This is a genomic window from Ignatzschineria sp. F8392 (genome assembly GCF_002252045.1).
Taxonomy (GTDB): Bacteria; Pseudomonadota; Gammaproteobacteria; order Cardiobacteriales; family Wohlfahrtiimonadaceae; genus Ignatzschineria.
Window position 1 is genome coordinate 873,193 of the sequence record NZ_NEFF01000001.1, and the last position, 25,440, is coordinate 898,632.

The following is a 25,440-nucleotide window of genomic DNA, read 5'->3' on the forward strand; positions in this document are numbered from 1 at the left end:
CTAAAAGTTTTAGATTGCTTTTTCTTTATCCGCTTCTCTTTTGGTAAAAAGCATGATACTTTTATTTTGTATATAAATCTTATATGTTTAGTTTTACATATGATCTTTTATTAGTTATGCAAAATTTTAGTGATGCAGAGAAAGGAGAGCAGAATGGAGCGAGAGAGTATAACAAGTGGCACTGGGATAGTGGCTGCCGGCAATATGAGGGGAAAGAGCGCTAATCATCCCTTTGAATCAAGGAGGGGGAAAAACTCTTTTCGCCAAAAATTGGAAAAGAGCGTAAAAGTAGCTGGACTCTTTCTTTTAGGGGGTATTCTAGCCGCCTGTGGTGATTCATCAGATGCAGATCATAAGGTATTGCGAGTTGGAATGCCGCCGAGTGCGCACAATATTTTAGTGGAAAAGGTTGTAAAGCCGGAGTTAGAAGCGAAAGGATATGAGATTGTTTTTCGTAATTTTGGTGCATTACGGGATGCAAATAGCGCTTTAGTTGAAGGGGGAATCGATTTCCATACCGCTCAACATCAGGCTTATCTCGATGTCTATAATCGAGAAACAGGGGCAGATCTTGTCTCTGTTGTGCATACGCCTTCAATCCCTGCATTTATCTATTCTACTCGGCAGAAATCATTAGATACGGTAGAAGAGGGCGCTTCTATTTTAGTGCCGAATGATCCCTCGAATGCGGCACGCTCTTATGCCTTATTGCAGAAGATCGGTTGGATTGAGTTAGATCCTCAAGTTGATTTGGCGATTGTGACGGCTAGAGATATCACCAAAAATAGTAAAAATTTACAATTTACAGAGGTGGATTCTGCCTTAATTCCTCGTCTTCTTGAGGAGATCGATTATGGTGTGATGCCGGGTGGGGTTGCATTATTAGGGGGAATAGGGCCTGAATATGCATTAGCTCATGAGACCTTTCTTCCTGATCTTGAACTGATGGTTACAGTGAGGAAGGAGGATCAAAATGCATCTTGGATTGATGATCTAAAAGCGGCATTTAAATCGGATAAGATGCGCCACTTTATTGAAACTGATCCTGAAATTGCCGGCTGGTTTATCTGGCCTGAAGGTTAGAGGTTCATTTTTTCTTAAATGATCGCGATAAATTAAGCTTAAAATGAGTCATTTTTTAACTAAGTGTGAATATTTGTTGATCAATCTCCCCTTTTATCTTTAAGAAAAAAAGGGGGGTTCTTTTTTATGGGTTTCAGTAGGTAATAGTACTTAATTAAAATGATAGTCACTCTTAAATGTCTCTTTTTTTAAAAAGGTAACATTCAGATTAACTCTTTAGTTGTTTGATAATAGCGACCTTTTTAGAGCTGTTTTTTGTGAAATGTCTAATCTTATAAAAAATATTCTGTTTTTTTGTGAAATATTTTTGGGGATCTAAAAATAGATCTCGCTTCATTGAAAAAAATTATCACTTTAGAATAGTTGCTAAAAATTGATCATGATCAATAAAATTTTCTCATGATAAGATACGCGCTTATTAAACTTTTAGGCGTTTTAACATAATTATTTGAAGTGGAGTTTTTATATGAGTATTTCACGTAGAAAATTTCTTCTAGGTGCTGGTGCTGTCGGCGTTTTAGGGGCGGGTGCAGCTGTAACCCCAATGATTCGTAGAGAAGGGACCTTAATTTCAACAACTTCTCGCGCACCATATGTTGCGGGAACTGAAGGTCCTTTACCGAAAGAGTCGGATGTGGTGATCATCGGTGCGGGTATTCAAGGAATTATGAGTGCGATCAACATGCGTGAGCGTGGTATGAGCGTGACAATTGTTGAGAAGGGTGAAGTTGCAGGGGAACAATCAGGACGTGCTTATAGCCAAATTATTAGCTATAAAACAGCACCAGAGATCTTCCCACTTCATCACTATGGTAAAAAGTTATGGCGTGAGATGAATGAGCGTGTCGGTGCTGATACCTCTTACCGTACTCAAGGTCGTGTAGAAGCCATTATCACACCTGAAGAGTTAGCGACCGTTCAAGAGTGGATTGCCGTTAACTCACAAAATCCAGGATTTGATACACCTTTAAAGACCCGTATCATTCAAGGTAAAGAGTTAGCAGATCGTCTTCCTAATGCACAAACAGCTTGGGAAATTGCAGGTTTTGAAGAAGATGCCGGAAGTGTTGATCCAGAACGCGGTACGACAGTTTTAGCAGAATATGCGAAACGTATCGGCGTGAAGATCTTTACCAACTGTGCAGCGCGCGGTATTGAGACTGAAGGTGGTAAAATTGCGGAAGTTGTGACGGAGAAAGGGGCAATTAAGACCAATCTTGTTGTATTAGCAAATGGTTTCTGGGCGCGTCTCTTTATGGGTAATATGGGTGTTGATCTTCCTACGCTCAATGTCTATCTCTCACAGCAGGTAGTTGAAGGGGCAGAAGGCGCTCCAAGAGGAAACGTCCATCTTCCGAATGGTATCCATTTCCGTGAACAATCAGATGGTACTTATGCTGTCGCTCCTCGTATCTTTACCAGCTCTATTACAAAGGATAGCTTCCTCTTAGGTCCTAAGTTTATGCATCTTTTAGGCGGAGAAGATCTTCCATTAGAGTTTAAATTAGGAAGCGATCTCTACAACTCATTCACTATGAAGACTTCATGGAGCATGGATGAAGTAACACCATTTGAAGAGTATCGTGTTGCATCCGCAACGCCTAATAATGAGCATCTTGATGGCGTATTTGATCGTATGAAGGCAGAGTTCCCACAATTTGCAGACTCTAAAGTGATCGAGCGTTGGGGCGCATGTATTGCACCGACAGCAGATGGCGCTCCGATTATCTCAGAAGTTGAGAAATATCCTGGTCTTGTGATCAATACAGCAACAGGTTGGGGCATGAGTGAAAGCCCAGCGGCAGGTGAGATTACTGCAGACTTGATTATGGGTAGAACACCGATTATCGATCCAACGCCATACAGCATTAAGCGTTTCTCATAATTATTGGTATAGATCTATCGGTATAGATCTGTTCTATCTGCTATAACTTCATCTATTGATCTCTATACATCTATACATCTCAATTAATTGAAATCAGTTGAGGTGAGTTGAGATTGATAGATATTGGCAGAATAATGCAGTTCTATTGAGTTTGCTAAAAATAGTAAACCCAACGGTTTCTCTATCGTTAAGATAGTAAGCCGTTGGGTTTTTTGTCGAAAATCCTCGCTAACGTTCCGCTAGAAACTTGCATTGAGTAGATAAGCATCCCCTCTCCTTGGCGCATGTTTACGAATACGCTCCATCTCTGCTGGGATCTGGATAAATTGATTGGTCATCTCTACAATGCAACGATCGAGCTGATCATTACCGCTACTCTTATAGACGCCGGTTCGTAACGGGTTTTCATAGATAATGAGTGCGACACGATATTGTCGATTCTGCCCCTTAATATAACGATCATAACATTGGGTTGATTTGAGCGAGACATTATACTCAAGTCTCCGAATTTGGCTCTCGGCAGCATTATAGATATTGCGATAAGCCTTAATTTCTGCTCTCTCTGGATTCTCTTCCTCAACTAAGATCTCCTCTTCAAGTGGAATTGGCTCGCTATCGGGAGAGTCGAGATAGTGAACGATCAGAGGTGTCGATTCCGTTTTTTGTATCTCTTCGGTGATCTCTTCAATCTCTACAATTTCATCACTGCCCTCATCATCGCTCTTATCATGAATCTCATCGAGCGCATCATCAATAGCTGCCTCATTCTCCTTAAAGTTTTGCGGATTATATTGCTTTAATAGATCGATAAATTGGGGAGAATAGTAATTAGGCTGATCGCTATCATCTTCAGCCTCATTCCAGTTTTTATCGAGAAATGGTGTATCTTCTAAAAGTGCAATCGCATCATCGACCAGTTTTTGGTAGGGATTCTCTTCTGTTGTGATGATTCGGCGATAATCTCCCTCTTCTCTTGGGGGAAGAATATTGTCGCGCAGATACTCACCATCTTGAGAGATATTGCGTTGATAGGGTAGTGGTTCATCTTCTTCGCCCTCTTTTGTCTCCTCAGCAGAGATCTCAGTTGCTTCGTCATCAGATGAGTCATCTATCTCAGCGCTCTTTTCGTTATTTTCTGGATTTTCTAGATTCTCTTCATCTTTTTGACTCTCTTCCTCTGTTTCCGTGGTCGTCGTTACCTCATCTTCGTTCTCTTCGCTCTCTTCGGTCATCTCAAACATCTCATTTTGAGCCTCCTCAGCTGATGAATCGGGCGTATTAGAGAGAAGAGTGACGGCGATAAGATCCTCTTGCTGATAGAGCTCAATACGACTTTGCTCATCATGGAGCATCAAGTAACCGATGCCGGCATGTAGAATCAGCGCAATCAGTAGGGCGATGATAAAGAGGGTACGATCATTCATAGGTTATTTATTCTACTCTATCGGGTCAGCGGGATTATAGGCTCTCTCTATGAGATAGAGGAAGGGAGGATGATTCTTTTGGTTGATAAATTGTTGCCGAAAGACATGATAGTGTTGCTGATCTAAAGTTGAAAGATATTGAGCTAACTGATCTCGTTCCTCTTTTCCCGCCTCATGTCCATGATAGACAGCGATGACCATCACGCCGTAAGGTTTTAGGAGTGAAAGTCCTATCTCTACACTCTTTAGTGTGGATTTAGCAACCGTTGTGATCGATTTATCCCCGCGTGGAAGATAGCCGAGATTATAGATAATAAAGTCGATCTTCTCCTCGGGAGCGAGATAATTTTTAAAATGGATATGGCTATCGTGAATTAAACTGACTTGAGAGGGATCGATCTTCGCCTCTTTGAGCAGCTCTCGGCTTCGCTCAATTGCTTCTGCTTGAATATCAAAGCTATAGAGATGACCCTTTGCCTCTAGTCGTTGAGCGATCTTAAGGCTATCTTGCCCATTGCCTAAAGTTGCATCAATCACTCTGCTCTCCGGCATTACAAAGCGCTCAATATAGCGATCGATAATGGGATGAATGGAGGTTAAGAATTGGTAACGTTTCATAGAGATAATTATCTACCTGTCACTCTTTGATGAGAGTCTCACTATACTAATTAAAATCGATAACAAATAGGGGTATCATATCATGTTTATGGGTGCTTATTGAGCAGATAAAGCGAGCTAAAAAGATTACCCTTATAAAGGTTTTAAAAATTAGGTTTAAAAACCTGAGTTTATATCTGAGTTGATTGGTGAACGCTTAAACAATTACAAAAGAGAGGAGCGATAAGTGATGGCAAAGAGAAGAATTACAGACCTATTGCAGATGAAAGCTGCATCGGAGAAAATCGCGATGTTAACCTGTTATGAGGCAGGTTTTGCTAAAGAGATGACAAAAGCTGGCGTTGATGCCATCTTAGTGGGCGATTCGTTGGGAATGGTGGTGCAAGGGCATCACTCTACATTGCCGGTGACATTAGAAGAGATGATCTACCATACGGAGAATATTGTTCGTAGCAACCCCACTGCATTTATTGTTGTCGATCTTCCGTTTGGAACTTATGAAGGAAGTTGTGAAGATGCCTTTCGCGCCGCTTCTGCCTTAATGAAAGCAGGTGCAGAGATGGTCAAACTAGAAGGTGGTGCCGGCATGGCTGAGATGACAGCCTTCTTAACAGCAAGAGGAATTCCTGTTTGTGGTCATGTTGGGCTTTTGCCACAATCGGTGCATCTAACGGGCGGTTATCGTGTGCAAGGGCGTGATCTTCAGGTTGCAGCACAATTGATTGAAGATGCTAGAGCTCATCAGAGTGCCGGCGCACAGTTAATGGTGGTAGAGTGTGTTCCAGAAGAGGTTGGAGAGGCGTTAGCGATCGCGCTCGATATTCCTGTCATCGGTATTGGTGCCGGTGCTTTAACCGATGGGCAGGTATTAGTAATGCATGATATGCTCGGTTTAGAAGGGGATGTTACTCCTCGTTTTGTAAAGAACTTTTTAGCGAGTAGTGCTGAAAAGGGAGATTGCTCTATTGTCGGCGCATTTAGAGATTATGTTGCTGAGGTAAAAGCAGGAGAATTCCCAGGGAAAGAGCATCTTTTCTAACGGTTTGAATTTTTTATTATGATAAAAGTCTTCAATAAATTGGGGAGATAAGATAGTGAAAGTTTTAAAAAGTGTGGCAGAAGTACGTCAATGGCGAAAAGCGTATGATGAAGTGGCATTTGTTCCAACAATGGGGAATCTTCATGCTGGACATCTCTCTTTAGTGGCTGAGGCGAAGCGTCACTCAGAGAATGTTATTGTTTCGATCTTTGTGAATCCCTTACAATTTGGTGAGGGCGAAGATCTCGATAGTTATCCGCGAACGATAGAAGCGGATATGGAAAAGTTGGAATCTGCTGGCGTTTCGGCGCTCTTTCTTCCAACAGAAGAGATCTTGTATGGTGAAGATGCGCCCTTTTTAGTAGTACCGCCTAAATCTCTTATCGGCGAACTATGTGGTCGAGATCGTCCTGGTCATTTTGAGGGCGTTGCGACTGTTGTTACTAAGTTTTTTAATATTGTTGCGCCAACTTATGCCTGTTTTGGTAAAAAAGATTATCAGCAATTGAAGGTGATCGAAGCGCTTGTGGCGGCACTGAATTTCGATATTAAGATTATTCCAGTAGCTATTGAGCGAGAAGAGAGCGGCTTAGCGCTCTCAAGTCGAAATGGTTATCTCAGTGATGATGAGCGTGCGCAAGCAGTAAAGATCTCTGAAGTCTTAAAGGTATTAAGAGAGAATCTATTAGCACTTGATCCATCGGCGCGTCCTGAAAATTATCATGCCTATGAGAACGAAGCGCGTACGCTCTTAGAGAGAGAGGGTTTTGTTGTTGATTATCTCTCTATTCGTGAGCAAAAGAGTCTACAATTAGCTAAGCAGGCAGATCAGCATCTTGTTGTTTTAGTTGCGGCGAAATGTGGTAAGACAAGGCTTTTAGATAATATTGAGATTAACTATTAAACTCGACATCATATTGAAATGAAGGAAAGGAGATGAATTACATCTCCTTTTTTCTTTTGTTACATTGTTGTCACATACGCTTTGTATACTGTTTTCAGTCGCGGGAGGAACGTAGTTATGAAACCGACCCCCGTCTCCTTAAATCATAAACTTTTAATTTTGTACACTTAGGAGAGTTTTTATAATGAAAACAGTAAAGAGCAGTATCGCTAAATTGACCGCAGCAGTTGCATTGGGTGTCGCTATCACTACTACAGGTGCTATGGCAAAAGATCCCATCACTGTAACAGGCGCAGGCGCTTCTTTCCCGGCACCTGTCTATGCGAAATGGGCCGCTGAGTATGCGAAAGAGACGGGTAATCGAATTAACTATCAATCGATCGGTTCTTCCGCTGGTGTTAAACAGATCGATGCAGGTACAGTAGATTTTGGGGCAACGGATGCACCTCTATCAGAAGAGCAGTTAGCAGAGAAAGGTTTAATCCAATTCCCAACAGTGATCGGTGGTGTTGTTCTTGCAATCAATGTTGATGGAATCAAAACGAATGAACTCGTATTAGATGGTGAGACATTAGGGGATATCTATCTTGGTAAAATCACGAAGTGGAATGATGAAGCAATTGCAAAATTGAATCCTAATTTACAACTTCCTAATCAAGATATCTCTGTTGTTCGTCGTGCTGATGGTTCAGGAACCTCCTTTATCTTCACCGGTTATCTCGCAAAAGTGAATGAAGCGTGGAAAGATCAGGTAGGAAGTGGTTCAACAGTGAACTGGCCTGTTGGTATCGGCGGTAAGGGGAATGATGGCGTCACTGCCTTTGTTCAACGAATCGAAGGTTCAATCGGTTATGTTGAGTATGCATATGCGAAACAGAATAACTTAAGCTATACAAAATTGATCTCTAAAGATGGTGAGATCGTCAGCCCAGGAATCGATTCCTTCAGCGCCGCTGCAAAAGAGGTGAAGTGGAGTGAGTCATTTGTCCAAGATCTAACGGATAAACCTGGTAAAAATGCATGGCCTTTAGCAGCAACGACCTTTATCCTTCTCCATAAAGAGCAGAATAAGCCAGAAGTTGCAAAAGAGATTGTTAATTTCTTTAACTGGGGTTATGGCAAGCAAGGTCAAGAGATCGTAATCGGTCTAGATTATGCACCCCTTCCTGAAAATGTCGTGAAAATCATCGATACAACCTTAAAAAATGAGCTTATCATCAAGTAGATAGATGAGTAAAAATCAGTATATGCTCTATATATAGATGATAAAGATGGTGAAAATATTAAAAAGTATTCATCTTAAGCGATAATAGAAGACCCAATCGATGAGAAGACGCTTCGGTTGGGTTTTCCATATCCAAAAAATTCAAAAGCTTAAAAGCTTAAAAGTTTAAAAGTTTAAAAGTTTAAAAGCTTAAAAATCTAATAATCGAGTCATCGAGATAGTGAAAGAAGAGATTGAATGAAAAGTATTAAAAAACCACAATCGGCTCTGCCAGATCAGCTTTTTGCTTTCAGCGTTCGTGCTGCGGCGATCTTTGTGCTGATTCTTTTAACCGGGATTATGCTCTCCCTAATTATTGCTTCTATGCCAAGTATTAAGGAGTTTGGACTCAAATTTCTCTGGACAAAGGAGTGGGATGCGCCGATGGATCAATTTGGTGCCTTAGTTCCGATCTACGGCACGATTATTACCTCCATTATTGCATTAGTGATTGCGGTGCCGGTCAGTTTTGGGATCGCTATATTTTTAACAGAGCTAGCACCCCCTTGGTTACGCCGACCGATCGGGGTTGCGGTGGAACTTCTCGCGGCCATTCCCAGTATTGTCTATGGTATGTGGGGACTCTTTGTCTTTGCACCACTCTTTGCAAAATATTTCCAAAAGCCGCTCGAATCTTTTAGTAAGGGGATTCCTTTTCTCGATGAGATCTTTAAAGGCCCCGCTTTTGGTATCGGTATTTTAACAGCCGGCATTATCCTCGCCATTATGATCATTCCCTATATCGCTTCAGTGATGCGCGATGTCTTTGAGCGAACACCTCGTATTATGAAAGAATCAGCTTATGGGTTAGGCGCTACTACTTGGGAAGTGATCTGGAAAGTAATTCTTCCCTATACGAAAAAAGGGGTTTTTGGCGGTGTGATGCTTGGATTAGGACGCGCACTGGGAGAGACAATGGCGGTGACCTTTGTGATCGGTAATACCTATCAATTTGATAGCTTCTCCCTCTTTGCGCCCGGCAATAGTATCACCTCATCATTAGCAAATGAGTTTGCCGAAGCATCGAGCGAGCTTCATACGGCAGCGTTGATGGAGTTAGGTTTACTCCTCTTTATTATTACCTTTATCGTATTAGCGATCTCAAAAATATTTATGAAGCAGGAGCGTGCATAAGATGAATGTAGTCAAGAGCACAGAGAAAAGTATGGGGCAGAATGAGCAGCATCATGAACGACAAGCGGTGCATCTCTCCCGAGTGAAAAAGCAGCAACGACGAAAAGCGGTGAACCAATTTGCGATTGGTCTCTCTCTGGTTGCAATGGCTTTTGGTCTCTTCTGGTTGATCTGGATCTTATGGACCACTGCCACTAAAGGGATGGGGGGAATCTCCTTACAATTTTTTACCGAGATGACGCCACCCCCTAATAGTGAAGGGGGCGGATTGCTCAATGCGATTGTCGGAAGTGGAATCCTAATTTTATGGGCAACAGTGATCGGGACACCATTAGGAATCTTAGCAGGGGTCTATCTTGCCGAATATAATAGTAATGGCAAGCTCGCTTCGGTGATTCGCTTTATTAACGATATTCTACTTTCAGCGCCTTCCATTGTTATTGGACTCTTTGTCTATACCGTTGTTGTCGTGCGGATGGGGCATTACTCTGCTATAGCCGGGATCATTGCATTAGCCTTGATTCAGATTCCGATCGTCATTCGGACAACGGAGAATATGTTACTGCTTGTTCCCCATACATTGCGAGAAGCAGCCTATGCCTTAGGAACCCCTAAGTGGAAGATTATCGTACGAATTACCTTAAAATCCTCTCTTTCAGGCATTATGACAGGGATTCTTTTGGCGGTTGCGCGAATTTCCGGGGAGACAGCACCGCTTCTCTTTACGACCTTATCTAATCAATTCTGGAGTACCGATTTGATGGAGCCGATGGCGAGCTTGCCGGTGACAATCTATAACTTTGCAATGACGCCGGATAGTAATCTCCAAGCATTAGCCTGGGCAGGGGTCTTCTTTATCACGATGGCGATCTTAGCGCTCAATATTATTGTGCGGATCTTCTTTAAATCTAATAATCGTGATTAGTAGACTTAGCGTGTTAATGAATTAACGCATTGACGAGTTAACAGGTAAATAGGTTGAAAGCAGATAGCACGTTGATACCATTTGAAGTTGTTGCCATTTTGAATGCTTATCAGCTACTGATCTGCCGGACACCGCTCCATATCGCGCTTCTTATAGAACCACCTATAAAACCACTTATAAGAAGTGCGGTAGAGGCATCATAAAAGAGTAATAAAGTGAATTTGTTACACTCCTGTTACATAGCAAACTTATAATAGCTCGACCTTTAGCAGATAGGCTGCAATAAAGTGTCTAAAATAGACAACAGCTGGCAACAGAAAGATAGGTAGATAGCGCTTAGAGCGTTGCCCAAGTGCCGAAATTGATGTGAAAGGTCAGTGAATCTCTTAATAGATGTAGGAAGATAGAATGAATTTAGAAGCTAAACAGAATATCGAATCTCACGATGCGTTTGTAGCAGCGGCGGTCAAGCCTGCTGTAAAAGAGGAGCATCCCGCAAAAATTAGCGTTAGAAATTTAAACTTTTATTACCATAAATTTCACGCACTTCACGATATTACACTCGATATTCCCGAAAATCAGGTAACGGCTTTTATCGGCCCATCTGGTTGTGGTAAATCAACACTGCTTCGAACCTTTAATAAGATGTTTGAACTCTATCCCGAGCAGCGCGCTGAAGGGGAGATCTTGATCAATGGGGAGAATATCTTAACCTCCAAGCAGGATGTTGCGCTTTTACGTGCGAATGTGGGCATGGTGTTTCAAAAACCCACTCCTTTTCCAATGTCGATCTATGACAATATCGCCTTTGGCGTCAAACTCTTTGAGAATCTCTCAAGAGCCGATATGGATGCGCGGGTAGAGTGGGCCTTAACAAAAGCGGCACTCTGGTCGGAGACTAAGGATAAGCTGCATGAACATGGCACTAATCTCTCCGGCGGGCAGCAGCAACGCTTGAGTATTGCCCGTGCGATTGCCATTCGTCCTGAAATTCTTCTGATGGATGAGCCCTGTTCTGCGCTTGACCCCATCTCAACAGGGAAGATTGAAGAGTTGATCTTTGAGCTAAAAGAGGATTACACCATCGTGATGGTGACCCACAATATGCAGCAGGCGGCGCGCTGTTCGGATAAGACGGCATTTATGTATCTCGGCGATCTGATCGAATTTGATGATACGGATACGATCTTTACAAAACCGAATCATAAACAGACAGAAGATTATATTACGGGTCGCTACGGTTAATGGTAAAGCATGAATATCAGCATCAATCGTAGAGCGCTAATGATGAGCGTTGAGAACGAGATTTATGTATGGGATTTATATACAGGATTTGAGTAGGAACCTAATATTGAGAAGGGAAGGGGACGCATGAAAAAGTTAGATTTTACGAGCCATATCTCAGCACAATTTAATGCTGAGTTAGAGCGTTCAATGAGTAAAGTTCTGGAGATGGGTGGCCTAACAGAGCGCCAAATTCGAGATTCCATCAAGGCGATGACTCATCGTGATGAGGCATTAGCACGCGCAATTATAGAGCGTGATGAAGTGATCAATGAGTTAGAGGTTGAGATCAATGAGCTCTGTATTATGATTATCGCAAAACGGCAACCAACAGCGAGTGATCTTCGTCTTCTAATTGTAATTATTAAGACAATCGCCGAGCTTGAGCGTATCGCTGATACTGCTCGAAATATTGCTAAAATGGCCTATATTACGCCGGCGCCGGAGCATCTTGATGCGATTACCGTCTCTTTAGAGTCTCTAGCGATTCGGAGCCTTAATTTCTTTGAAAAAGTATTAGATGCCTTTGCCCGTATGGATCTTGAAGCCGTCTTATCGATCTATCCAGAGGATGATAAGATCGATAGTGAATATGAGAATATTATTCGTCAGTTGATGACCTATATGATGGAAGATCCTCGCTCTATCCCTTCTATCTTAAAGGCGATGAATTGTGCGCGTTCTTTAGAGCGAATAGGGGATCGATGCCAAAATATCTGCGAATTTATTATCTACTTTGTCAAAGGAGTAGATATTCGTGTACAGAAGAATGAGCGATTACAGGAGCTTCTCGATCAGCGAGATCGCAAAGCACTTTAACCCTTGCTATAAGGGCTTTGTGATTAAGAACTCGATGGAGGATCAGTTTAAAATATGAACTGATCCTTTTTTATTGTTCGCTTTTACCGCCCTCTTTTACCGTTCACCTATATCGTTATAGGATCTCTGTTTGAATATTGTTCGATCACTATCGAGATCATTTTTATGTCACTATTTCAGTGACAAAGGGAAGCGGTTAGCAAATAATAGGGCATTGATATCTATTATTAATCTACTATTCAAACCTTTATATTTATCCTTATATTTTTCTTATATTTATCTTTTATATTCTTGCTATCTCTTGTCAATTGATCATATCGCTTCAGCTTTGATCATGAGATCTGATGCCGGCAAATCATTTAGGAGTATCGATGTCTCTCTCTTTTCAAACTATTACATCATTTAAAAAATCTCTTTTCCGTACAGGTGCTTTACTCTTAGTAGCAGGGCTTTAACTCTTTTCTCCGATCGCTTCTGCTCAATCAGTCCCCATTGATAACTTTAAAAATTGCCTTATAGAGCGTACTTCTGATGTTGATCGGGTAGAGTTGGCTCAATGGGTCTATTCGGCGATCTCTTCCCATCCTTATTTAGTGGCCTATTCGGCGATTACTCCGGCAGATCGACGCTTGATGAATCAGCGCGTTGCACGTCTTTATGAGCGTCTTGTTACTCAAGATTGTAAAATTGCTTTAGCAATGTTAGTGGTGACAGATCAAGTTGAAGAGGGGATGGAAGTCGGTTTTAGTGCATTAGGAGAGATCGCAATGCTCTCTCTATTAGAGGATGAGAGTGTGCTTGAGAGTATTGAAGAGTATGCTAAATATCTCGATGTTGAGAAATTTGCCGATCTTTTTGAGATCGATAATTGATTGGCTGATCGACTCAGTCTTCATTAAGTCTTCATTAAAGCGCTATGGCGTTGTTAGAAGATACTATTAATGGTGGGTGATTAGAGATTAGATCTCTCCCCACTCTTGCAATTAATAGTTGCTGTTCGGCGTAAATCCGTTAGAATGATCGCCTTTCATTCGTGGTTCGCAATCCTCCCACATAAAAAAACTAAGGAATTAATCGATGATTCAATACAACTTTACGCCAGAGCAGCGGCAGCGTGCGCTCTATATACTCTCCTTTTTTCATATTCTGATTATTGCCTCAAGTAACTACCTCGTGCAGTTACCTTTTACGATTTTCGGCTTTCATACCACTTGGGGAGCATTTACATTTCCCTTTATCTTTTTAACCACCGATTTGACGATACGGATTTTTGGGGCATCATTAGCGCGGAGGATTATCTTTGTTGTGATGATTCCGGCATTGATGATCTCTTATCTTCTCTCTGTTCTCTTCTTTAAAGGTTTATGGGTCGGTTGGGAATCGTTAGCGACCTTCAACCTCTTTGTTGCGCGTATTGCACTTGCGAGTTTCTCAGCATATCTCGTTGGGCAGTTGATCGATATCACTGTTTTTAACTATCTTCGTCAAAATCAGCGTTGGTGGGTTGCACCGAGTGCTGCGGCTGTCGTGGGGAATTTAATCGATACTCTAGTCTTCTTTAGTATTGCGTTTTATCAGAGTGATGATGATTTCATGGCAGAAAATTGGCCAGAAATCGCTATGGTGGATTACTTTTTTAAGATCGTTATCTCAGCAATCTTCTTCCTCCCGCTCTATGGAATATTACTCAACTATCTTTTAAGAAAATTAGCTTCTCTTAAGAGTCAATAGAGAGAGCGTAGAGTAATAGCGTGCCGGCGATGAGAGTCGATCAGATTAACAATCTGCCGGCGCGAGATTCTTGGAAGTATGCAGGAGTGATCTCCGGCAACTCAACAGCTCTCTTTGCCTCAATTAATTTTAATTAATTTCGATTGAACTAGATTAATCATTCTTAAGATGATTCGTTGAAGGGCGGGAGCCGACCATTTCGCTCTTATAACTCCTGCATGCCCGCGGTCAGGCATCTTCGGTGCCCCGTGCCGGCGCGTAATTTCTGGAAGCACGCAATAGTAAGGACCGGCAGCGTTCAGCCTTTTTCATTTCAAGCAATCAATGATTCTTAAGATGATTCGTTGACGGACGGGAGCCGACCATTTCGCTCTTATAACTCCTGCATGCCCGCGGTCAGGCATCTTCGATGCCCGATGCCGGCGTGTAATCTCTGGAAGAACGTGATAGTAAGGACCGGCAGCGTTCAGCCTTTTTCATTTCAAGCAATCAATGATTCTTAAGATGATTCGTTGAAGGGCGGGAGCCGACCATTTCGCTCTTATAACTCCTGCATGCCCGCGGTCAGGCATCTTCGATGCCCCATGCCGGCGCGTAATTTCTGGAAGAAAGCGATAGTAAGGACCGCACCGTTCAGCCTTTTTCATTTCAAAAAATAGCTGATGATAGAAGATCATTATTTGCCGGCGTGCGATTTCTGGAAGTATGCAAGAGTGAAATCCGGCATCTCATCAGCCTTTATTGTTGTAAGACTAACATTGCTGAGAATCGCCTCTTACATTTCTGATACGTGAGCTTTAAGACGAAAAGAGAAGCAGCTTCCTTTCCCAACTTCACTGCTAATCTCTAGCTGACTCTCATGATTATTGAGAGCATGTTTAACAATGGCTAAACCTAAACCACTTCCCCCCGATTGCTCGCGGTTGCGAGAGGAATCGACCCGATAGAAGCGCTCTGTTAATTTGTGAAGATGCATTGGAGGAATTCCTTTTCCTCTATCTGAGAGCTGAAAGAGAATTTCGCCTTGCTCACTACCATTATCTACCTTTGTTAGTAGAAGATGGATCGGCGTTTGGGGAGGATTGTGCTCAATAGCATTATAGAAGAGATTGAGAATCACCTGTTTGAGCTGATCATGACTACCGATCACCTCTAAATTGGGGGTGATTTCGGCGGTGATATAATCTCGAGATTGCGGATGTTGCTGATAGTAATCATTGAGCATCTCCTCTGCTAATTGAGAGAGGGGAACAATTTCAGCACGATCCCATTTTGCACCAGTCTCAAGGCGTGTTAATGCCATCAGTTGAATTACTAAGGAGTGAAGTCTTTCAGCTTGCTCCTCAATACGATCAAGTGCCTTAGCTTCGAAGCTTTCATGCTCTGACTCAGGTAAATTACTCTGCAACATTTCGACATACCCTTTAATCACCGTCAAGGGGACTCGTAATTCATGATTAACATTTGCAAAGAAGGTTTGACGTGTTCGTTCAGCAACCTCTCGATCGGTCACATCTCGAGCAATAATCAGCAGGTTGTTCTCAATATAGGGATAATAGAAGCGACATTCGAGTTCGCGTTGATCGAGCTGTAGAAGAAAGGGCTCTTCATAATTTCCCGCTTTGAAATACTCCACAATTTCAGGCGTTCGAATCAGATTGAAGATCGATTGACGCTCATCTTGCGGCCAGCGTAATTTGAGCATCGCTTCTGCTTGAGGATTACACCAATTTAAACGACCCTCTTTATCACATAAAATTGTGGCATCCGGCATTGCTTCCGCCCCTTTACGAAAGTAACGAATAAAATCGAGGAGTCGGTTTCGCTCTTTTCGCTGCTCAATGCGCATACGATGAAGGCCGTGGAAGATCGGGAGCCAACTACTTTTGCCTTCAGGAGGGTAGAAGTTGTGATCGATCCAGATCCAACGGGAGAGTCGGTAGAGTTGCCGATAGTGCCAAAGCAGGAGCAGAAGTGTTGCGATAAAGAGCCAGAGAAAGAGAGAGCCAAAGAAGAAAGAGAGCACGATCGCCGGGAGATAGAGTAAAAATAACTCTAAGAGAAACTGCTTAGGGGAGAGGTGACCTAACATTATTTAAGGCTCCTAAATCATCTTAACTAAATATCGGTGAGTATGATAAAAGATTGAGAGTATCATCGGTCAATCTCAAGTCCGAAGAGAGGCCGATAAGAGAGATCGATAAGATCATCATAACGGATGGGTAGAGACTTCTACTACTAAAATTTATCAGCATGATCTTGGGCTCGATCGTTCACATCCTCGCATTATCAATTCTTCCTTTATCGCACTCGCTTCCATTTAAAGCGGCACTAAGCGTGAGGCGAGAAGCGATAACCTTCACCACGAACCGTTTGGAGTAATTTATTATGGCCTGTAGGCTCTAATATTTTACGAAGGCGCCCAATAGTGACATCAACGGTACGCTCATCCACATAGCTATCGATCCCCCAGACATGATCGAGAAGCTGATCGCGACTATAGACACGATCAATATGGGTAATAAAGAAGGCTAAGAGACGAAACTCAATAGCACTAAGGTTGATCAATTCGCTATTAATGGTAATTCGTTGCGCATCGAGATCGAGCTCAATACCGGCTACCTCGCGAATTTCATTCTCCTCCTCCACATACTCATCAATTCGGCGAAGGAGGGAGTTGATGCGGGAGAGTAGCTCCTTCATCGCAAAGGGTTTAGGTAGATAATCATCAGCGCCCGAATCGAGTCCAACAACACGATCTTCTAATTCTGCTCGTGCGCTTAACATAATGACAGGAATATGACGATTTTTACGGCTCGCTTTGAGCTCCTTAAGCAGATCGATTCCCGATTTTTGTGGCATCATCCAATCGAGGAGTATTAGGTCAATCTTAGGATTTTGAGTTAAGAGCTCTTTTGCTTCAATACCGTCAAATGCTTGAATAACCTCAAATCCTTGACTTGAGAGAAAGTGTTCAATCATCTCTGATATAGGAATTTCGTCTTCAACGATGAGAATTTTTTTCATATTTACCAATATCTACCACTGTTTACTATTGAAAATTAGTTGTCTACTCAATCGGCTCACTGTTATCACGGTCGAGAGAGCGATCGCTATAGTGTCTCTTTTATTAGCAGATTCTTATTCTAAGGAGCGATTGTGACAACTATGTAACAAAGTGACAGATTGCGCAATGATTTGTCATCTTTATGTCATCTCAATAGGGTAAAAGGTAGAGGGGAGGTCTCGAAATCATTCAGTTTCAGCTGATTTTAAGCAGTAAGAAGATTCTTTGAGCCGCGGGAGCCGACTATTTCGCTCTTATTACTCCTGCATGCCCGCAGGTTGGCATTTCAATGCCGATTGCCGGCGCGTAATCTCTGGAAGAACGCGATAGTGAGGACCGACATCGCTCAGCTTTTTCATTTCAAAAAATGGCTAATGATAGAAGATTATTATTTGCCGGCGCGAGATTTTTGGACGTATGCAGGAGTGAGATCCGGCAACTCATCAGCTTTTGTTGTTTAGTTGATTCAATCCATAAGAGAATTTGTTGAGTGGCGGGAGCCGATCATTTCGTTCTTATTACTCCTGCTTGCCCGCAGGTTGGCATTTTCAATGCCGATTGCCGGCGCGTGGTTTTTGGAAGTGCGCGATAGTGAGGACCGGCATCGTTCAACTTTTTCATTTCCAAAAATAGCTGATGATAGAAGATCATTATTTGCCGGCGCGAGATTTTTGGAAGTGTGCAGGAGTGAGATCCGGTAACTCAACAGCTTCTGTTGTTTAGTTGATTTAATCCATAAGAGAATCTGTTGAGCCGCGGGAGCCGACCATTTCGCTCTGATAACTCCTGCTTGCCCGCAGGTTGACATTTCAATGCCGATTGCCGGCGCGTGGTTTTTGGAAGTGCGCGATAGTGAGGACCGGCATCGTTCAACTTTTTCATTTCCAAAAATAGCTGATGATAGAAGATCATTATTTGCCGGCGCGTAGTTTCTGGAAGTGCGCGATAGTGAAATCCGGCACCTCCAGATCTTTTTTGTCCTATTTAATGATGACTATTACGGATAATATCCGCTAAGTATTGGGTATGCTTCTCGCTAGTTTCCCAAGCATCACTCTCAACCATGACACGGACAACAGGCTCAGTTCCCGAAGGACGAATAAGAATTCGACCTCGACCCGCTAAAGCCTCCTCAACCTCTGCCATCGCCACTTTGAGTGCTTTACTCTCCCAGGCGGCACCCCGTTCGATTTTAACGTTATGCATCACTTGAACAGTTTTTGGAATGCGATCACGAATTTCTGCAAAAGTTGCACCACTCTGTTTCATCAATTGAATCGCTTGCAGTGCCGCAATAATTCCATCGCCGGTTGAGTGTTGATCTAAGCAGAGAATATGACCCGAATTCTCTCCACCGATATTGAGCTCTAATTGGTTGAGAAGCTCTAAAACATAACGATCTCCCACATTAGAGCGATGGAGCGTAATGCCATGCTCTTCAAGCGCCAACTCAAAACCTAAATTGCTCATAATGGTGCCGACAACAGCCGTTTCTTGGCGTTCTGTTGCTAAGAGATAGAGGATATCATCCCCATCAAACGGGCGACCTCTCTCGTCGATAATCAGTAGGCGATCGCCATCACCATCAAATGCAATACCGTAGTCTGCCTTTTCTGCCTTCACAGTTGCAATGATTTTTTCAGGAGCAGTTGAGCCGACAGCATCATTAATATTGGTCCCATTTGGGGTTGTTCCGACCTCAATAACGGTTGCGCCTAATTGACGAAAGAGCTCCGGAACGACCCGATATGTTGCACCATTGGCACAGTCGACAACGATCTTATCCCCTTTAAGTGAAAGCTCTGGCGCACTTGCAAGGCAGAAGTCACGATAGTCTGTTAAGGCATAAGTGATCGTCTCAATAGTGCCGGTCGCACCTGTCTCTGGAGCAGAGAAGGGGGTATCAATTCCCGCTTCGATAGAGAGTTCGACACTATCATCGAGCTTTTCACCCTTCTCATTGAAGAATTTAATACCATTATCGAAGAAGGGATTATGTGATGCAGAGACAACAATGCCGGCAATGGCTTGGTGCTTCATCGTTAAATATGCAACTCCCGGTGTTGGAATCGTGCCAGCGAGCAGAACATTGACACCGGCATAGGTCAAGCCAGAAGCGAGTGCAGCAACAAAGAGATCGCAGGAGATGCGTGTATCTTTACCAATCACAACGCTACGCTTCTCCCCTTGAGAGAGCGCTTTGCCTGCTGCAAATCCAAGTTTGAGGGCAAAGTCGGGGGTTAGTGGAAATTCTCCAACCTTTCCGCGGACGCCATCAGTTCCAAAATATTTTCTCATTGCGCTGACTCCTTTTTAATACCCATTTAAAGTTGGGTAAGTTGAACTATGGAATGTAAAGATAAAATCAAAAATATGGGGGAAATCATAGCAGATTTTTAAGTGTGTGGTCCTTTTTGCAGTGATAAACCTCAGTAAGATCAATTTTTGGGATGATGATAGAGGGCAATTATAGGGGGAATTTAACTCTCAAGTTCTCTATTTATTTTGCTATACTGAGGGAATTAGAGTTTACAATCTATTTCAGGAGCAGAAATGAATCGAAAGAAAGTGAGTATCTTTGGGGGAACAGGCTTTGTCGGCTCTCCACTTGTTGCGGCATTAGCAAAAAATGGTTATCGCGTAACGGTCTTCTCTCGTGATCGTAATGTGCAAAATGATGCCTCATGCCTCTCTTATGTTGAATTTATCGATGGTTGCAAGTTGGAAGATGAAGCGGTGATTCGTCAACATATGGCAGGATCTGATTATGTCATCAATCTTGTTGGCACATGGGATAATAATCGTCGTAGAGCGACGAAAGCACATGTCACTTACCCTACTCGCATCTATGAGATTGCAAACTCCTTAGGGGTGAAGAAGATGATTCATTTTAGTGCGTTAGGTGCAAAAGAGGGGCAGAGCACCTTCTTTACAACAAAAGCTGCCGGAGATAAGGCGCTTCTCGATCTTGCGGCTAAAAATGAGATGAAAGTCGCGATTGTTGCGCCCTCATTAGTTGTCGGATATGAAGATCGTTTTAGCTATAACTTAGCGCGCTGGATTCGTCACTCACCGCTTTTATGGTTACCGATGGCAGAAGCGAAAGTACAACCTGTTTTTATCGATGATCTGATTCAAGCGCTCTTTGCACTTTTAGAGCAAGATCATGAGCAGGTGGAGTTTGAGCTTGCTGGTAAAGAGCAGTATCGCATCAAAGAGATTGCACAAAAGATAGCGAAAGAGATTACGCCAAAACGCCGTACAATTATTGGTATGCCCAATTTTATCGCCGGCATTTTAGCGTTCTTTATCGGCTTTATGCCACGTTTCCCTTATAATCGTAATCAGTTAAAGAGTGCAAAAACAGGCTCTGTAACAACACGAAATGATTTTGAGAAGCTCGATTTAACGCCGGCAAGTTATGAATCGGTTCGTCAAGCAGAGATGCCGACAACGATCTTAGATAAATATTATTATGATCGCCTCAATGCACGCCGTCCTGTAAAGCTCTAACACTCATCACTCTAACGTTTGTTACTCTAACGTTTATTACAAATTATTAGAAGACATTATCAAAGTAAGCTCCTTATATGTGAGGGATTCCTTTTAAGAGATCCATTAGATATAAGAGAGCTTCTTTATTTGTCTATCTTTTATTCATCAGTCAGTTATTGAATCAGCGCTAGTTGAATGAACTAGTTCATTGATTTATTGATTCATTAGTGCATGGCTCATTAGTTCGTTAAAAAGGATTATAAAAGATGTTAAATGTTGAATTTAAAGTTTTAGATCAACGTCTCGGAAGAGATTTTCCACTGCCTAATTATGCAACAGAAGGTTCTGCCGGATTAGATCTTCGTGCAATGATCGATGAGGATCTTGTTATCAAAGCCGGCGAGACATCGTTTGTAAAGACTGGAATAGCCATCTATCTCAAAGATCCTCGCTATGCGGCGATGATTCTTCCTCGTTCAGGTTTAGGGGTAAAACATGGCATTGTTTTGGGGAATTTAGTAGGCTTAATTGATGCCGACTATCAAGGGGAGTTGATGGTTTCGCTCTGGAATCGTAGCGATAAAGATTTTACCTTAACAGTGGGTGAGCGTATGGCGCAGATGGTGATTGTTCCTGTTATGCAGGCAAACTTTGAGCAAGTTGAGGAGTTTGAAGCATCAGAGCGCGGTGAAGGTGGATTTGGACATACAGGACGAAAATAGAAGATGGTAAGAGAGAAGGGCTATCGGGTCCCATTAGCCTGTTTTTGGCTAGTCTTTTTAGCAGCAGCATCGTTACGGGTAACCTTGACATCGTTAGGTCCGGTGATGAGTGATATTTCTGCAAGTTTATCACTCTCTAGTGCGGTGGTTAGCTTCTTAGTGACAATTCCGGTGATCTGTATGGGGATCTTTGCGCTCTTCGCCTCCCCTTTAAGTCATCGGTTTGGTTTGGAACGTGTGATCACCTTTAGTCTCTTCTTAATTGGGATATCAACGATTACCCGTAGCTATTTTCAGAGTACCACTTGGCTCTTTCTCTCCTCTTTTCTAATGGGGATCGGGATCGCTATTGCCGGTCCTCTCCTCTCCGGCTATGTTAAGCATCATTTTAAGCAGCGCAGTAATGTGGGGATGATCTTTTACACACTAGGCATTAGTATCAGTGGTGTTTTAGGAACGATGAGTAGCTCTATCTTAAATCACTACCTCCATTGGGAGTGGGCCTCGACACTGCAGTTTTGGGCGTTACCTGTTCTGCTAGTCTCTGCAATTTGGGCTGCCTTTTATCTCTTTAGAGGAGGTGCGCCGGCCAATCAGCAAGCGCCGAAAGCTAAAATGCCTTGGAATCAACCGCGAGCTTGGATGTTAGTGGCCTGTTTTGGTCTTCAATCGGGACTCTTTTATACCAATGTTGCTTGGCTTCTTCCTTTCTTATTGGAGAAGGGAATCGATCAATTTCATGCCAATACGCTACTTAATCTCTCGATTCTCAATGGAATTATTGGTGGATTTCTCATTCCGATTATTGTGATTCGTTTAGGATTAAGAGCAACAAGTCTCGGCGCAATCGCTGTGACTATTGTTGCCGTGATGATTCTTTTATGGGGCGGTAACAATCTGCTTCTTCTCTATATCACTGTTGGTATTTTAGGTGTTTTAGTAAGTTCTGGATTATTTGCTTTAACGATGCTGCTTCCCTTCAATGAAGTCGATGATGGGAATTCGGTAGCAAGTTGGACGGCGATGATGCTCTTTGGCGGTTACTGCTTTGCGGCTTTTATTCCTACACTTCTCGGATGGCTCTACGATTTAACAGGGACTTACGATACGGTATTTTTAGGATATCTGCTCAATGCCACCTTGTTGGGGATTGTTTTTTATCGTTTCTTTCGTCGGAAAAAACGTGTCGATGCATCATAAAATAGTGATTGGATAAAAATAATCGGTGAAAAGAGTGTAAGGCACTATGATTTTTTAGAGCGATCTCGTATATTGAACTGTGGATGTGATTTGTGGATGTTACTGAACGTCATTAAGCGTCATTAAGCGTCATTAAGCGTCATCAAAGGTAGCGATAGCTATAAAATATGATTAAACACTTATAAAACGTTATTAAAACGTTATTAAAATGTTATTAAAACGTTATCTAATAAATAGACGGTAGGTTGATTGAGCCATATCGTTGTCATCAATAGAAAATGCTTGAGATTTGGAGAAGGTTAGGAAAATGAAAGTATTGATTTTAGCAGGAGATGGAATTGGTCCGGAGATTGTTGGCGAGGCGGAGAAGGTCCTCAATTTTGTGGCAGAAAAGCATCAACTCTCGCTCTCTACTGAACATGCACTGATTGGTGGAATTGCCGTGGATGAGAAAGGCGCCCCTCTTCCTGTTGAGACCTTAGAGCAAGCCAAAGCGGCAGATGCAATTCTGCTCGGCTCAGTGGGAGGTCCTAAATATGATTCACTTCCTCGTAATATTCGTCCTGAGCAGGGATTATTGGCGATCCGTAGGGAATTAAATCTCTTTGCTAATCTTCGTCCGGCACAAGTTTTTAAAGAGTTAGCGCACGCTTCTAGCCTTAAAGATGAGCTCGTTGCAGGGCTTGATATTATGATTGTGCGTGAATTAACAGGTGATATCTATTTCGGTCAGCCTCGCGGTATTGAGGAGCGTAATGGGGAGCGTGTTGGTTTTAATACGATGATCTATTCTGAATCAGAGATTCGCCGTATTGCCCATGTTGCTTTTCAAGCGGCTCAAAAGCGTAATAAGCGCCTCTGTTCTATCGATAAGATGAATGTTTTAGAAGCGACTCAACTTTGGCGTGATGTGGTGACAGAAGTTTCAGCAGAATATCCTGATGTTGAGCTCTCCCATCTTTTAGTGGACAATGCTGCGATGCAGTTAGTGAGAGCACCAAAGCAATTTGATGTGATGTTAACGGGGAATATCTTTGGTGATATTCTCTCTGATGAAGCTTCTATGTTAACTGGCTCGATCGGCATGCTTCCTTCAGCCTCTCTTGATGAGAATAATAAAGGGCTCTATGAGCCGATTCATGGATCAGCACCCGATATTGCCGGCAAAGATATTGCCAATCCTCTCGCGACAATTCTCTCTGTGGCGATGATGTTCCGTTACACATTTGCGAAAAATGAGATTGCCGATGAGATTGAAAGCGCAGTTAAGCAGGTTTTAAGCGAAGGTTATCGTACACGTGATATTGCGCAGCCAGGTGAAGAGGTTGTCGGTTGTGTTGCTATGGGGCAAGCGGTTCTAAAAGCGCTCGGAGCATAATTGATACTGTTTCGATCTTAATAGGCTTTAGCAGATCAGATCTAGCCTGTTAAGATTGAATCGATCATAAAATCATAAAATCATAAAATCAATAAGTCATTAAGTAATGCAGCAATAAAATAACGAAATAACGAAATAATAAGATAAAGGATCAAGATAAGATGAAAAAGTTGGGTCTAATTGGTTGGCGTGGAATGGTCGGCTCTGTTCTGATGGAGCGTATGGAGAAAGAGAATGATTTTGCCGGAATTCACACCACCTTTTTCTCAACCTCAAATGCCGGTGGTCATGCGCCGGTGGTCGCAGGGAGTTATGAATCAGTGTTGGTCGATGCTTTCGATATTGAGGCATTAGCAGCACAAGATATTATCATTAGTTGTCAGGGAGGCGATTATACTTCGTCAGTTTTTAATAAATTGCGTGAAGCGGGCTGGCAAGGCTATTGGATCGATGCTGCATCGACATTGAGAATGGATGAAGATGCGATGATTATTCTTGATCCGGTTAATCGTGAAATTATCGATCAGAGTTTAGAGCGCGGGATTAAAAACTTTATCGGTGGCAACTGCACCGTGAGCTTGATGTTAATGGCACTCGGTTCTCTCTTTAAAGAGGGTTTAGTTGAGTGGGCGACCTCTATGACCTATCAATCAGCCTCAGGTGCCGGCGCACAAAATATGAAGGAGCTATTAGAGCAGATGGGTGCGATCTCTTCTCTTGTCAATAGTGATCTTTATAACCCGGCGAAGAGCATTTTAGAGATTGATCAGATGATCACAGATTCTTTCATGACAGATCAATATCCTAGGAGCCGCTTTGGTGTTCCCTTAGCGGGAAGTTTAATTCCTTGGATCGATAGTGAATTAGAGAATGGTCAGAGTCGTGAAGAGTGGAAAGCGATGGCAGAGAGTAACAAATTACTACAGCTAGAGCGTTCAGTTCCGATTGATGGGACCTGTGTTCGTGTAGGAGCGATGCGTTGCCACTCACAAGGATTGACGGTGAAGCTGACAAAAGATGTTCCTCTCGATGATATCGAAGCGATGATCAAAGAGAGTAATCGCTGGGTTAAAGTCGTTCCTAATCATCGCGATATTACGATGCAGGAGTTAACACCCGCAGCGACCTCCGGTACCATGACAATTCCTGTAGGGCGTCTTCGTAAGATGAATTTAGGTCCGGAATATCTCAATGCTTTCACTGTCGGTGATCAGCTCCTCTGGGGTGCCGCAGAGCCACTTCGTAGAATGCTCAACATCTTATTAGAGAGAGAAGAGTCGCTTAAGTAGAAGCTTTGATATCTATTGCCTTAATAGTAAAGATGAATAGCTGGATTATTTCCAGCTATTTTTTTATGTGGAAAATATTTTAGAAATATAATTTCTTGCAAAGAAAATAAAATATAGTTGAAAGGATTTGGTTTTTAGTTAGTATGTTATGCATTTTAATTATTTTATAAATTTATATA

Annotated in this window: 22 protein-coding genes and 1 riboswitch; of the genes, 16 read left to right on the forward strand and 6 right to left on the reverse strand. The window is 42.5% G+C overall.

What is annotated here, in order from left to right:
* Positions 1 to 153 precede the first annotated feature (153 nt).
* Both B9T19_RS03840 and B9T19_RS03845 read left to right on the forward strand, forming a co-directional pair.
* Positions 154 to 1,083, forward strand: a complete 930-nt coding sequence (locus B9T19_RS03840; protein WP_158214344.1) for a MetQ/NlpA family ABC transporter substrate-binding protein — start codon at positions 154 to 156, stop codon at positions 1,081 to 1,083.
* 466 nt (positions 1,084 to 1,549) lie between these two features.
* On the forward strand, positions 1,550 to 2,968 hold the full coding sequence (locus B9T19_RS03845; protein ID WP_094567249.1) for an FAD-dependent oxidoreductase: 1,419 nt from the start codon (positions 1,550 to 1,552) through the stop codon (positions 2,966 to 2,968).
* 239 nt (positions 2,969 to 3,207) lie between these two features.
* On the opposite strand, the gene B9T19_RS03850 is transcribed toward B9T19_RS03845, so the two are convergent.
* On the reverse strand, positions 3,208 to 4,392 hold the full coding sequence (locus tag B9T19_RS03850) for a hypothetical protein (RefSeq protein ID WP_094567250.1): 1,185 nt from the start codon (positions 4,390 to 4,392) through the stop codon (positions 3,208 to 3,210).
* A 12-nt stretch (positions 4,393 to 4,404) separates the two neighbouring features.
* Positions 4,405 to 5,010 (reverse strand): class I SAM-dependent methyltransferase, encoded by a 606-nt coding sequence (locus tag B9T19_RS03855; protein WP_233146781.1) that lies wholly within the window; start codon positions 5,008 to 5,010, stop codon positions 4,405 to 4,407.
* A gap of 229 nt (positions 5,011 to 5,239) precedes the next feature.
* Here B9T19_RS03855 and panB point away from each other — a divergent pair, with 229 nt between their 5' ends.
* From panB to B9T19_RS03900, 9 genes are all read left to right on the forward strand, one after another.
* The gene (panB, locus tag B9T19_RS03860) at positions 5,240 to 6,049 is read left to right on the forward strand and encodes a 3-methyl-2-oxobutanoate hydroxymethyltransferase (protein WP_094567251.1); all 810 of its coding nucleotides are present in this window, start codon (positions 5,240 to 5,242) and stop codon (positions 6,047 to 6,049) included.
* Positions 6,050 to 6,104: 55 nt separating this feature from the next.
* Positions 6,105 to 6,953 carry a pantoate--beta-alanine ligase gene (gene panC / locus B9T19_RS03865; protein ID WP_094567252.1) on the forward strand — a complete coding sequence of 283 codons (849 nt, stop codon included), beginning with the start codon at positions 6,105 to 6,107 and terminating at the stop codon, positions 6,951 to 6,953.
* Positions 6,954 to 7,137: 184 nt separating this feature from the next.
* Positions 7,138 to 8,178, forward strand: coding sequence for a phosphate ABC transporter substrate-binding protein PstS (gene pstS, locus B9T19_RS03870; RefSeq protein ID WP_094567253.1), 1,041 nt, complete (start codon positions 7,138 to 7,140; stop codon positions 8,176 to 8,178).
* 237 nt (positions 8,179 to 8,415) lie between these two features.
* On the forward strand, positions 8,416 to 9,351 hold the full coding sequence (gene pstC / locus B9T19_RS03875) for a phosphate ABC transporter permease PstC (RefSeq protein ID WP_094567254.1): 936 nt from the start codon (positions 8,416 to 8,418) through the stop codon (positions 9,349 to 9,351).
* A gap of 31 nt (positions 9,352 to 9,382) precedes the next feature.
* On the forward strand, positions 9,383 to 10,276 hold the full coding sequence (gene pstA, locus B9T19_RS03880) for a phosphate ABC transporter permease PstA (RefSeq protein ID WP_094567381.1): 894 nt from the start codon (positions 9,383 to 9,385) through the stop codon (positions 10,274 to 10,276).
* Between the two features lie 408 nt (positions 10,277 to 10,684).
* Positions 10,685 to 11,521, forward strand: a complete 837-nt coding sequence (gene pstB, locus B9T19_RS03885) for a phosphate ABC transporter ATP-binding protein PstB (RefSeq protein WP_094567255.1) — start codon at positions 10,685 to 10,687, stop codon at positions 11,519 to 11,521.
* A 126-nt stretch (positions 11,522 to 11,647) separates the two neighbouring features.
* On the forward strand, positions 11,648 to 12,379 hold the full coding sequence (phoU, locus tag B9T19_RS03890; protein ID WP_094567256.1) for a phosphate signaling complex protein PhoU: 732 nt from the start codon (positions 11,648 to 11,650) through the stop codon (positions 12,377 to 12,379).
* A gap of 548 nt (positions 12,380 to 12,927) precedes the next feature.
* Positions 12,928 to 13,251, forward strand: coding sequence for a hypothetical protein (locus B9T19_RS03895; protein ID WP_094567257.1), 324 nt, complete (start codon positions 12,928 to 12,930; stop codon positions 13,249 to 13,251).
* Positions 13,252 to 13,406: 155 nt separating this feature from the next.
* Positions 13,407 to 13,451: riboswitch (PreQ1 riboswitch) on the forward strand.
* Positions 13,452 to 13,456: 5 nt separating this feature from the next.
* Positions 13,457 to 14,110, forward strand: coding sequence for a 7-cyano-7-deazaguanine/7-aminomethyl-7-deazaguanine transporter (locus B9T19_RS03900; protein WP_094567258.1), 654 nt, complete (start codon positions 13,457 to 13,459; stop codon positions 14,108 to 14,110).
* Positions 14,111 to 14,885: 775 nt separating this feature from the next.
* On the opposite strand, the gene phoR is transcribed toward B9T19_RS03900, so the two are convergent.
* From phoR to glmM, 4 genes are all read right to left on the reverse strand, one after another.
* Positions 14,886 to 16,202: a phosphate regulon sensor histidine kinase PhoR gene (gene phoR / locus B9T19_RS03905; protein ID WP_094567259.1), complete on the reverse strand. Its 1,317-nt coding sequence runs from the start codon at positions 16,200 to 16,202 to the stop codon at positions 14,886 to 14,888.
* Between the two features lie 239 nt (positions 16,203 to 16,441).
* A complete protein-coding gene (locus tag B9T19_RS03910) occupies positions 16,442 to 17,137 on the reverse strand; it encodes a response regulator (protein ID WP_094567260.1) in 696 nt (231 codons plus the stop codon).
* A 742-nt stretch (positions 17,138 to 17,879) separates the two neighbouring features.
* The gene (locus tag B9T19_RS10470) at positions 17,880 to 18,059 is read right to left on the reverse strand and encodes a hypothetical protein (RefSeq protein ID WP_143436852.1); all 180 of its coding nucleotides are present in this window, start codon (positions 18,057 to 18,059) and stop codon (positions 17,880 to 17,882) included.
* Positions 18,060 to 18,161: 102 nt separating this feature from the next.
* Positions 18,162 to 19,475, reverse strand: a complete 1,314-nt coding sequence (gene glmM, locus B9T19_RS03915; RefSeq protein WP_094567261.1) for a phosphoglucosamine mutase — start codon at positions 19,473 to 19,475, stop codon at positions 18,162 to 18,164.
* A gap of 255 nt (positions 19,476 to 19,730) precedes the next feature.
* Here glmM and B9T19_RS03920 point away from each other — a divergent pair, with 255 nt between their 5' ends.
* The 5 genes from B9T19_RS03920 to asd all read left to right on the forward strand — a co-directional run bounded on the left by B9T19_RS03920 (position 19,731) and on the right by asd (position 25,261).
* The gene (locus tag B9T19_RS03920; protein ID WP_094567262.1) at positions 19,731 to 20,690 is read left to right on the forward strand and encodes an NAD-dependent epimerase/dehydratase family protein; all 960 of its coding nucleotides are present in this window, start codon (positions 19,731 to 19,733) and stop codon (positions 20,688 to 20,690) included.
* A gap of 248 nt (positions 20,691 to 20,938) precedes the next feature.
* Positions 20,939 to 21,394 (forward strand): dUTP diphosphatase, encoded by a 456-nt coding sequence (dut, locus tag B9T19_RS03925; protein WP_094567263.1) that lies wholly within the window; start codon positions 20,939 to 20,941, stop codon positions 21,392 to 21,394.
* 3 nt (positions 21,395 to 21,397) lie between these two features.
* On the forward strand, positions 21,398 to 22,594 hold the full coding sequence (locus B9T19_RS03930; protein ID WP_094567264.1) for a CynX/NimT family MFS transporter: 1,197 nt from the start codon (positions 21,398 to 21,400) through the stop codon (positions 22,592 to 22,594).
* Positions 22,595 to 22,901: 307 nt separating this feature from the next.
* Complete coding sequence (leuB, locus tag B9T19_RS03935) at positions 22,902 to 23,972, forward strand: 3-isopropylmalate dehydrogenase (RefSeq protein ID WP_094567265.1); 1,071 nt, start codon at positions 22,902 to 22,904, stop codon at positions 23,970 to 23,972.
* Positions 23,973 to 24,133: 161 nt separating this feature from the next.
* The gene (gene asd, locus B9T19_RS03940; protein ID WP_094567266.1) at positions 24,134 to 25,261 is read left to right on the forward strand and encodes an aspartate-semialdehyde dehydrogenase; all 1,128 of its coding nucleotides are present in this window, start codon (positions 24,134 to 24,136) and stop codon (positions 25,259 to 25,261) included.
* Positions 25,262 to 25,440: the final 179 nt, after the last annotated feature.